Consider the following 9,857-nt stretch of genomic DNA (forward strand, 5'->3'; position numbering starts at 1 on the left):
CGTTTTGGGCACTCAAAAAATAGCGGAAGGCAGACCTAATAAGCAAAATGGAAGATCAATAACAAATGAATAAGAAAGGATTTTAGTTGAGACGATAAGGCGTAATCATCATAAACTCAGGAATAGTAACTCTAAACTGCTTACCATCCATCACACGCTCCATGAGATAGGTTCCGGCCATTTTTCCTATGCTAGTCCGAAGATTACAACCCGATACATACTCATGCACCTCGCCAGGTTCAAGAATTGGCTGCTGACCTACTACTCCTTCTCCTTCTACTTCCCTCATAGTACCATTGGAATCATGAATAAACCAATGCCGCCGCAACAGCTGAATGGTGTGCTCACTGTGGTTTTCGATGGTGATACGGTAGGTAAACACAAAATGGGCCTGCATCGGGCTCGAATATTCGGGCTGATATTGCGTCAATACGCTTACTCGTACGCCTTCTGTAATCGCTGATGTCATGTTTTCTAAGGCTTTTCCTAACTTTACAACCAAAATTAGGTTGTATAAGTTAAAAAAACCAATACTTTTCGCAAAAAATAGAAAAAATGGACGTTAAAATTGAAACTTCCTGGAAAGCCCTCCTACAAACCGAATTTGAGCAGCCTTATTTTGCCGAACTTATCGACTTTGTCAAACAACAATATAAGACTCAGCAGGTTTATCCTCCGGGAAAGCTTATCTTCAATGCCTTTGACAAGTGTCCCTTTGACCAAGTAAAAGTAGTAATACTAGGCCAAGATCCCTATCATGGGCGCGGTCAAGCCAATGGCTTGTGCTTTTCGGTAAATGATGGTATCCCGATGCCGCCGTCGCTTATCAATATTTTTAAAGAAATTCAGAATGACCTTGAAAAGCCTTTTCCTAAAACTGGTAATCTCGAACGCTGGGCCGAACAAGGAGTGCTTTTACTGAACGCCACCCTTACGGTGAGAGAAGCAAGTCCAGGCTCGCACCAAGGACGCGGCTGGGAGCGATTTACGGATGCGGTCATTCAACGATTAAATGACAATAAAGAAGGTTTGGTGTTTTTGTTGTGGGGGAAATATGCCCAAGACAAAGGCCGCATTATTGACCCTAAAAAGCACTTTGTTTTGAAATCAAAGCACCCCTCTCCTATGTCGGCCAATGCTGGAGGTTGGTTTGGCAACAAACACTTTAGTCAAACCAACCATTATCTAAAAAGCAAGGGCTTAAGCGAAATTGAGTGGTAAAACGTATGAAGAAACAAGAGAGCATTATTTCCCATTTCTGTCTCTGTCTTGTTGGTCTACTAGCTTTTGGTACTCTCTCTCGGCCAAGTCCAAATCGCTAGGCTTGATATAGGCCCAGTAGTATTGAGTCAGTATTCCTATGCCCCAAAAAGCCAAAACCCAGATTGGCCAAAAATAACCATGAGAACCACTAGTGAGATACCAAATAACAATCAAAATAGCATTTGTAAACAAATAAGACACCAAATCACGTTGAAAATGCGCGCGACGGCGGGCTATTTTCCAAAGTTTTTCGTCCCGAGAGTCCATATTTGTGCCTAGGTTTATTGTTTGTTAAGTAATTTCTGATACTCTCGCTCTATCATCTCTTTTTCGTTGAGAGCGTAAGTACTAAGGTAGTGAGACACTAGCCCGATTCCCCACCCCAACGAACTCCAAATAGGCCAAGGATAAGAACTTTCGCCTCTGATGTATACGCCTACGGCCCAGAGTGTCCAGAGGCCCGTATTGACTAACAAATAAATGAGTAAATGCGTCTTGAAAGCGGCTCTTTTTTTGGCCATTTTCCAAAGCTGGGGATCGCGTGGTGTTTCCATGTGAATAAGATAGTTTAGGGTTTTGTTTTGGTTCAATTAAGATGGCTGTTGTTTGATGATTCAAAAATAAAATGCGGTTGGGGGATACCCAACCGCATTTTGATAGAATTCGTTTTTTGATAGATGAATCCCCTAAATCGGAGAGTCAAGTTTATCTACTTGATGGTGAAGTTGCTAGAACCAATCCGGAATCCTTCTGCATATACTTCTACGCTATATTTCCCAGGACGGAAGCGTTGAGCATTGTCATAAGTCATTTCTACGGTCTGGTTGGTGTTTTGATAAGCTACACGGTCTTTGGTAGTAAACACCATTTCTTGTCCTTTCCATGAGAATTTGCCTGAACCCATGGCTTCATCCGAAATAACAGCTCCTTCTGGGTCAAGAACTCTAACAATGATTTCTTTTTCTTCAGGTACAGTAAGTGGATTGGGTGGAAGTGTGAACTGCAATTTGATTTTATCCACTCTTTTGGCACGATAAGAATCATTGTCTTTCACTTTTCCTTTAGGAGTTACGGCCAACACTTTAATGTTTTCAGCTTTTAGAGCAGCTCCAATCGCCACTTTTTCACTCAATTCCCGGTTACGACTATTATAAGTCGTTACGGAATCGGTCAAAGCAAGTTTTTCTTGCGACAATGTCTCTTTCTCAGTTTTTAGGGTAGTATTTTCGCTGGTCAAAGTTTGATTTGAGGTAGCCAACATCGTATTTTCCTCTCTTAGCTTGGCTATTTCTACGTCTTTATCAGCCAAAAACTGCTCATATTCTTTGATTTTTGTGTTGTATTTGGCGATTTCAAACTTATTACTTTTTCGCAAAGAGGCTTTGTCTGCTTCAAGTTTGGCTTTCATCTTGGTCAACTCTTCGATATTACCGCCTAGTTGCTGAATTTCTGCAATTTTAGCATCTAGTGAACGTGAGACAGAATCTAATCTGGTTTGTGTAAAAGCAAGTTCTTTTGCTTTTTCCATGATGACTACCTCTTTGCTCTCAGCTAGCTCTTTCTTATCGAAATACATAAAGCCAAAAGCCCCCGCGGCCAACGTCATAATAACCAATCCTACCCAAGCGAATGTGCCCTTGTTTTGCTGGTTGCTTTCCATAATTGTAATTGTTTGATTAGTGAAACATGAGTTAAATAGAAAGTAAAGCAATGAGTCATCTATAAATTATCAATTAGGATGGTTCTGCCATTATTCAAAAAAAGCTGTTCCACCCTGATTCTAGGGTAGTTCAGCAATAAATATGTAGAGCTTTTTTCCCAAAACGAGCAAATACACTCTCATTTAGTATAATTAGCGCTCGTTTGTCATATCTCAACGCTCTGCTTTTTTTTGTATAAGCTTGTCGAAAGATTTTAAACGCAAACTTTTGTGACGTAACTTCACGGCTATTTCCATCCTAACTTGAGTCAGAAGCCATGTCAAACGACCAAATAGTAGAAATCCTTGAACTTACCGTGAAGCTTATGGAGCTTCATAATGCCGATACTTTCAAAACTCGCACGCTTGCCAATGCTACATTCAATTTAGATCGCTTCAAAACCGCCAATTTGGCTGAGTTACCAGTTGAAGAATTGGTAAAAATCCAAGGAGTCGGTAAAAGCATGGCTCAGAAGATTGTACAATTAGTCCAAACAGGCCATTTGCCCGAACTAGATGAACTGATTGCCCAAACGCCGGCAGGTGTACTTGAAATGTTCAAAATTAAGGGTATTGGCCCCAAAAAAATTGGTACTATTTGGCGTGACTTGGGGATAGAATCTATCCAAGCCCTAAAAGAAGCGTGCGAAAATGGTCAAATCGCAAAACTGAAAGGGTTTGGGGCAGGTACGCAGCAAAAAATATTGGATTCTTTGGCATTCATGGAGAGTCAAGCTGGCAAACTTCGTATGGACAAAGGAGAAGCATTGGCGGCTATTGTTTTGGAAGAATTGCAAAAACATTTTAGCAAAGTTGGGATTACAGGAGATGTAGCCCGCAAAAATGAAATTGTCGAGACCATCCAACTTCTGGTAGCGACGGAGTCTCCGGTAGCGGCTGCGCATACCATCAATCAACTTGGATGGCTCGTACAGCATCCTAAAGAATCTTCTCCTTTTGTATGGCGAGGCACCTTACGAGACCGCACTGCCTCTACTGACGAACTTCCCCCACAGGGCGAAGAAATCGAAGTAAAAAAGACCATAGAGGCTCACGTTGAAATTATATTTACAGCCCCTGAAAAGTTTGAAAACGACCGTTTTATTTTTGAAAGTAGCGAAGCACATTTGGCACTTGTTACCTCCTCTGGCCATACACTCTTCCAAATAGCCAATAGCGATAGCGTAGAAAATGTGGAGGCGATTTATCAAAAGGCCAACCTACCCTATGTAGTACCCGAAATGCGCGAAGGCTGGGGTGAATTGGAATGGCTCGCCCAACATCAAAATGACGAGCTTATTACCTGGAACGACTTGAAAGGTATCTTGCACAATCATAGTACCTACTCCGATGGTAAACATAGCCTCGAAACGATGGCAAGATTTTGTAAAGAACTTGGTTTTGAGTATCTAGGTATTGCCGACCACTCTCAATCAGCTGCTTATGCCAATGGCCTCCGCGAAGATCGTATCCGAATTCAACACGAAGAAATAGACCACCTCAACCACAAACTTGCACCTTTCAAGATATTGAAAGGTATAGAATCGGATATTTTGGGAGACGGTTCGCTCGATTATCCTTCAGAAATCCTTGCTACCTTCGACTATGTAGTAGCCTCTGTACATAGCAATCTCAATATGGGTATCGAAAAAGCCACGAGCCGCTTGCTTACTGCTATCGAAAATCCCTTTACCACTATTTTGGGGCATCCCACTGGGCGACTCTTATTGGCTCGGGAGGGTTATCCTATCGATCATAAAACCATCATTGATTCTTGTGCCCAACATGGCGTAGTGATTGAAATCAATGCAAGCCCTTGGCGGCTAGACTTAGATTGGCGCTGGATACGTTATTGTATGGAAAAAGGCGTTATGCTCAGTATCAACCCTGATGCCCACGAAAAAGAAGGGTATTATGATATGCACTATGGCGTAGGAGTAGCACGCAAAGGAGGGCTTACCAAGTCCATGACTTTCAATGCCCTTTCACTGACCGAAATCGAAAGTTATTTTCAAAAACGCAAAAAATAGGAATCATCAGGCTAGTAAGCCCTTCCGAATTTGAAATTTAGAAGGGTTTACTAGTTTTTTGAAGTTATGTTACATGTCGACTAGCTTGAGCCGTATGGCCACTATCACCATTCCTACGCGGCTTTTCACCCCCATTTTTTGAAATACCGCCTCCCGATAGCCATCTACCGTGCGGGGACTTACGCACATCTTATCCGCAATTTCTTGGTAAGTAAGTTCGCTACAGGCCCATTTAATAAACTCCATCTCACGGTCGTTGAGACCCAAGCTGGCGGCGGGGCTGCTGTTTTGTTCAGGATTTAAGTTTTTAATCAATTGTCCCGTCACAAATTCGGTATAGTAATATCCTTTTTGAACTATAGCATCCAATGCTTGCTTGAGTTCGAAAGGTTTACAGCCTTTCAGAAGATAGCCCCGCGCGCCATTGCGCAGCATCCCCACGATTGATTCTTCTTTGTCGTTCATCGAAAGTGCCAATACCCGCACTTCGGGGTGATTGTTTTTGAGCCAAAGAGCCGTTTCAAAACCGTCCATTTCGGGCATGCTAATATCCAAGAGCACTATTTCTGGTATCATTTTGAGTTTGATACGATTGAGCAATTCGCGACCGTTGGTCACTTCATACATTACGTCATAATCCTCGTATTTTTGTATCAATCCCGATAGCGCTTTGGCCATTAGTTCGTGGTCGTCTACAATAGCAAGAGTGGTTTTCATAAGGAGTAAAGGGTGTAGTATAGCTTTTTTATGGTTATGAGTTGTTTCTTCGTTGAATTTACAGAACATCTACTGAGATCTTCATCTCTAATAGGGCTGATTTACCGTCAACATTTTCGAACTTACATACCCCCTCAATCAATCCCAAACGTTGTCGGATGTGAGTCCACTCTTTTGAATTTTCTATTTGCGCATCAGCACAAAGCTCTGCCTGTATACTAATCTCAAGTTTGGCTGGCTTATAATGTAATAAAATCGCCAATGGAGCACGCTCACAAGCGGCACAAACCACAAACAACAATTGCTGAATGCTCCTAAAAAGCACAATTTCTTTGTCATACCCTAAAGAATAAACGCCCCCTTTCACTACCAATTCTATTTCTTTTTGGTCTATTTTACGGATGCGCTGTATTTCTAATGCAAGACTACTACTTAAATCAAAATCTTGAACCAAGTAAGACTCCAAATTTCTAATCAAGGCCCTCAAATCCGTAATCGACTGTCCTACAATGTCATTGGTTTGCTTCACATAGGCTTGTTGTTGGTCATCAAGTGGACTATCTTCAAGTGCGTATAGATACAACTTAGCCACCGACAGCATCTGCCCGATATTGTCGTAGAGTTCTGCGCCTACACGCTCAAAGGCCTGTTTTTGTATTTCCACTTGCGCCTCTAGTACTTCCTGCTGGAAATTGTTCATCAGAATAATATTCTTAGGCCGACGATTTAGTTGTTGTCTCACAATGTATTTCAATATTAATAAAATACTACAATAAAGCCAAGTAGCATCAGCCACTGCTTTTTCTTGTGGGGGGTGTTGATAACGAAAAAATCAATTAAAATTATGAACGGATAGTGGGCACTTCAAAACACTCAAAAACTAGCAAAATTTGTAAAATGCCAAAAATGGTGTGGCCAAAACAATGCCCCTAGAAAGGTGAAAGTAGCTAGCTTTTTCAGATACAGCGAAAGTAGAATGGAGAGGCTTGAATCCCAAGGGGAAATTTCCCGTTTTAGTAGGGGATTTTTACGGTATTGGTTTGGGAGAAGGCAGCAGCAGCTGTACTTTGGTACCTAGTCCCGGCGTAGATTCAATCAGGCAATTGCCCCCTAGCAGCTCCGTACGGCGTTGGATATTGCGTAGCCCCGCCCCTGATACCTCCAAGGTTTTGTCTAGTACTTGGGCTTTGTCAAATCCCCGACCATCGTCCTGTACAATCAGCACAAACGTTTCGGGCTGATATTGGAGTAGTATTTTGATATTTTTGGCGGCGGCGTGTTTGAGGATATTATTCAGTATTTCTTGCACTACCCTAAAAACTACCATTTCTTTTTTACCTTCTAAGCGATAAGGTTCGCCTTGTTGGATGATTTCGGTGAGGTATTTGCCGGTTTGCCGAATCCTTCCTAGTTCATGTGAAAGACTTTCGACCAAGCCAAAATCTTTGACAAAATCGCCGTCAAGGCTTTTGCTGAGGGCGCGTAGCTCATCAATAGTCTGCGCTATTACATCGTTTACTTCTTTTACTTGAGTAAGTGTAGGTGTTTCTTCTGATTCTAGGATATTGAGTTGCAGCCGCGCTACCGAGAGGAGTTGACCGATATTGTCATGAAGTTCTTTACCCACATGGGCTAGGGTCTGATTCTGGATTTCAATCTGCGCCTGAAGGATTTCTTGCTGGTACTGGGCGTGAATAGCTAGTTTTTCTTGACGGTTTTGGGTTTGGCGGCGTTGGAAAAGTGAAGCAAAAACAACGATTGCTATTAATAACCCAATCAATACAATAGATATTGCAATCGCAGAAGCAATTATTTCAATATTACTATTCACATTATTGTTCTTTGTCAAGAGTCCGTTGAGGTATCAAGAAAACAATGATAAATATACTATACAAAATGTAGTTTACTATAAGCCTTGTATAACGAAAAATAGCAAATACAAGTTCGTTGCCATACGTGGATATATAATTAAAAGCACCCAAATTAAACAAAGTTGTAATCGCATATAAAGAAAACCCTATGCTTATCCAAAATAAGGGATATTGAACAAAAGGATAAACATCTGCATATTTCAACAAACTATATAAATAATAAATGCACCAAGCAATCACAAATAGATTGGAAAAAATTTTAGGGTAGGAAGGATAAGAGTCTTTCATGTAAAGAAAAGAAACAATACTCATTAGCAAAACAACTCCTATACTGAATCCTAGTAATCTGGGGCTTATTCTCAATTCTTTACTAAAAGAAAATGAAATAAGTATATATTGTATAGGTGTAAAAAAATGATATACAATCAAATTATTTTTATAAATATTTGCAAATACTTTAGCAACAATTTCTGTAAACAACGTAACCCAAAGTAGCAAGTACAGAGACCTGCTACTTTGGGAAAGTTTATCAAATTTTATCCCTCCAACTAGAAGACCTATTAATAAGAGAGATACATAAACAACATAATAAAGTGGCATTCTATAACTCAGGGCAAGGAGGTTGAGGACAAGGTTCTAATTCTTCTAATATATTCAGTTCACCTTGAGGGTGTCTTCTAGAACGAATAACAGGACTACCTCCTGCCTCTGCCACAAGTAGTAACGAGAAAGAGCTCTTATCATCTTTTAAGATGGGGTATATCTGAATAAAATCAATATTTAAATTTGCGCCCTGCTCGTCCTTTTGTTCTAAAACTTGCCTTAAAAGAGGAGCAGAAACCTTTACCATACGCTTTTGAAATCTTGCGGTAGGGTCTTCTGGTATTCCATACTTATCAGTAAAATTTTTCCGATAACGCCTAGCAGTAACTATATCAATTAGCGCCCCTCCAGTTCTTGTAGAAGTACCTAAAGTGCTTACCATCTCTATCACACCTTGTAAGTCAGTTAAGAACTCAATATCCAAAATAGGGGGTTTGGCATCTAATGTTTTGAGAGCTTCGCCTCTACTTTCAAGATAAGCTATTGTTTCTGTAATAGCCTCGTAGATTTTTTCATATTTATTCTGTGCCATACCAATAGGGTTTAGATTTAATTATACATCAACTATCTGACACTGCAAAATTATATTATTGGGAATTCTCATAATAGGGGAAAAAACCCCTATTATGAGGGGATATCCACGGTATATTTTCCCATGAAGCCTGTATTTTTGTTTGTATTTTCCCTTCTCATTCATAAAAGATAAAACTATAGGGGAAGGAATAGACATTGCTAATATACATAAATCCAACTTGCATAATGAAGGTGGCTACAACCTTTGCTGACTATTGCACTATCACCATCTGTTGCTATTCGGGGATAGGTCATAATGCTCTATCGTGGCATTGTTGGTATCAGTGGCCTTATCTTTTACTACATTTTACACTTGTCGCTATGATATTCAATCCAATCTATCTTAAAGTCCCGTTCGGGTTCTATTAGGTCGATAGTGGATTGGTTTTTCTGTTTTACGATAGGCTTCTCTGCTTATGCCCAAATCATCGGCGATAGTGTCGAGACTTAGGCTCTTTTCAAGCCGTATTTTGCAAAGTGTGTGACCAAAATTTTGTAAATCTGCCATAGTAGCTTAAGTCTATTATCTTATTATAAAATCAGATTCTATACATTTAGGCGCATCTATTACTCAAAAGCGGCAAAATAGGGTCAATAAGTCAAACTATGAGGCTGTCCCAAAAAAACAACTATTGGTTGTTGAAAACCTCCTTCCCAAAGGGTGCATTGCAAATTGTCGTTTAACTTAGTAATTTACATTCTTTTAACTATGACACGAGAAGAGTTACATAAACTAATAGATTGCGAGTACGATAAACTTGAATCAATGCCCTTGGGCCACACATTGTACGATTTAGAAGTAAGGGTTGAAATGATCAAGCAGAAGGTTGGTCAAGCCCTGCTACAGAGCCAAACCGGTGCGTGTAATGATCGTCGAAAAAAAAAAGATACTGACACGCAGCGGGGAGATTGATGTTTTGCATGATTCTATTTATTCCATGAAAGACACCCCGTTCGGCTATTCTGCTCTTGTTCAAGAGGATATGCTTCATCTTGCTCAACAGAGTGTGTACAAAGATGCTGCCAATACCTTCACACGCTTTACAAATGTTAAAATTAATCCATCGCAGTATCAGCGAGTAGTACAATTTTATGGAGGCG

The 9,857-nt window shown here is 40.4% G+C and carries 12 protein-coding genes; 3 read left to right on the forward strand and 9 right to left on the reverse strand.

Translation table 11 applies throughout. From position 1 onward, the window contains the following. Positions 1 to 82: 82 nt before the first annotated feature. A complete protein-coding gene (gene apaG, locus G563_RS0113895) occupies positions 83 to 469 on the reverse strand; it encodes a Co2+/Mg2+ efflux facilitator ApaG/CorD (RefSeq protein WP_028665846.1) in 387 nt (128 codons plus the stop codon). An 86-nt stretch (positions 470 to 555) separates the two neighbouring features. Between apaG and ung the strand changes: the two genes are divergently transcribed. Continuing rightward, complete coding sequence (gene ung, locus G563_RS0113900) at positions 556 to 1,221, forward strand: uracil-DNA glycosylase (RefSeq protein WP_028665847.1); 666 nt, start codon at positions 556 to 558, stop codon at positions 1,219 to 1,221. Between the two features lie 24 nt (positions 1,222 to 1,245). On the opposite strand, the gene G563_RS0113905 is transcribed toward ung, so the two are convergent. The 3 genes from G563_RS0113905 to G563_RS0113915 all read right to left on the reverse strand — a co-directional run bounded on the left by G563_RS0113905 (position 1,246) and on the right by G563_RS0113915 (position 2,923). Continuing rightward, positions 1,246 to 1,530: a 2TM domain-containing protein gene (locus G563_RS0113905; protein WP_028665848.1), complete on the reverse strand. Its 285-nt coding sequence runs from the start codon at positions 1,528 to 1,530 to the stop codon at positions 1,246 to 1,248. A gap of 14 nt (positions 1,531 to 1,544) precedes the next feature. Next, the gene (locus tag G563_RS0113910; protein WP_028665849.1) at positions 1,545 to 1,817 is read right to left on the reverse strand and encodes a 2TM domain-containing protein; all 273 of its coding nucleotides are present in this window, start codon (positions 1,815 to 1,817) and stop codon (positions 1,545 to 1,547) included. 155 nt (positions 1,818 to 1,972) lie between these two features. Beyond that, complete coding sequence (locus G563_RS0113915) at positions 1,973 to 2,923, reverse strand: DUF8428 domain-containing protein (protein WP_028665850.1); 951 nt, start codon at positions 2,921 to 2,923, stop codon at positions 1,973 to 1,975. 317 nt (positions 2,924 to 3,240) lie between these two features. Between G563_RS0113915 and G563_RS0113920 the strand changes: the two genes are divergently transcribed. Beyond that, positions 3,241 to 4,992, forward strand: coding sequence for a DNA polymerase/3'-5' exonuclease PolX (locus G563_RS0113920; protein ID WP_028665851.1), 1,752 nt, complete (start codon positions 3,241 to 3,243; stop codon positions 4,990 to 4,992). Between the two features lie 69 nt (positions 4,993 to 5,061). On the opposite strand, the gene G563_RS0113925 is transcribed toward G563_RS0113920, so the two are convergent. From G563_RS0113925 to G563_RS38055, 5 genes are all read right to left on the reverse strand, one after another. Continuing rightward, a complete protein-coding gene (locus tag G563_RS0113925) occupies positions 5,062 to 5,709 on the reverse strand; it encodes a response regulator transcription factor (protein WP_028665852.1) in 648 nt (215 codons plus the stop codon). 58 nt (positions 5,710 to 5,767) lie between these two features. After that, complete coding sequence (locus G563_RS37005; RefSeq protein WP_157585317.1) at positions 5,768 to 6,451, reverse strand: histidine kinase; 684 nt, start codon at positions 6,449 to 6,451, stop codon at positions 5,768 to 5,770. A 285-nt stretch (positions 6,452 to 6,736) separates the two neighbouring features. Further along, positions 6,737 to 7,540 (reverse strand): sensor histidine kinase, encoded by an 804-nt coding sequence (locus G563_RS0113935; protein ID WP_028665853.1) that lies wholly within the window; start codon positions 7,538 to 7,540, stop codon positions 6,737 to 6,739. Positions 7,541 to 8,181: 641 nt separating this feature from the next. Further along, positions 8,182 to 8,715 (reverse strand): hypothetical protein, encoded by a 534-nt coding sequence (locus G563_RS0113945; RefSeq protein ID WP_028665855.1) that lies wholly within the window; start codon positions 8,713 to 8,715, stop codon positions 8,182 to 8,184. A 384-nt stretch (positions 8,716 to 9,099) separates the two neighbouring features. After that, complete coding sequence (locus tag G563_RS38055) at positions 9,100 to 9,264, reverse strand: hypothetical protein (protein WP_157585319.1); 165 nt, start codon at positions 9,262 to 9,264, stop codon at positions 9,100 to 9,102. 358 nt (positions 9,265 to 9,622) lie between these two features. Between G563_RS38055 and G563_RS38660 the strand changes: the two genes are divergently transcribed. Beyond that, on the forward strand, positions 9,623 to 9,857 hold a 235-nt coding region (locus G563_RS38660; protein WP_211235272.1), incomplete at its 3' end, for a hypothetical protein.

It is taken from the genome of Runella zeae DSM 19591 (genome assembly GCF_000423565.1).
GTDB classification, from domain to species: Bacteria; Bacteroidota; Bacteroidia; order Cytophagales; family Spirosomataceae; genus Runella; species Runella zeae.

What these genes read in the sequence shown, in the direction of transcription:
- apaG (WP_028665846.1), bottom strand. Translation starts at nt 469, where the DNA reads ATGACATCAGCGATTACAGAAGGCGTACGAGTAAGCGTATTGACGCAA.
- ung (WP_028665847.1), top strand. Translation starts at nt 556, where the DNA reads ATGGACGTTAAAATTGAAACTTCCTGGAAAGCCCTCCTACAAACCGAA.
- G563_RS0113905 (WP_028665848.1), bottom strand. Translation starts at nt 1,530, where the DNA reads ATGGACTCTCGGGACGAAAAACTTTGGAAAATAGCCCGCCGTCGCGCG.
- G563_RS0113910 (WP_028665849.1), bottom strand. Translation starts at nt 1,817, where the DNA reads ATGGAAACACCACGCGATCCCCAGCTTTGGAAAATGGCCAAAAAAAGA.
- G563_RS0113915 (WP_028665850.1), bottom strand. Translation starts at nt 2,923, where the DNA reads ATGGAAAGCAACCAGCAAAACAAGGGCACATTCGCTTGGGTAGGATTG.
- G563_RS0113920 (WP_028665851.1), top strand. Translation starts at nt 3,241, where the DNA reads ATGTCAAACGACCAAATAGTAGAAATCCTTGAACTTACCGTGAAGCTT.
- G563_RS0113925 (WP_028665852.1), bottom strand. Translation starts at nt 5,709, where the DNA reads ATGAAAACCACTCTTGCTATTGTAGACGACCACGAACTAATGGCCAAA.
- G563_RS0113945 (WP_028665855.1), bottom strand. Translation starts at nt 8,715, where the DNA reads ATGGCACAGAATAAATATGAAAAAATCTACGAGGCTATTACAGAAACA.
- G563_RS38055 (WP_157585319.1), bottom strand. Translation starts at nt 9,264, where the DNA reads ATGGCAGATTTACAAAATTTTGGTCACACACTTTGCAAAATACGGCTT.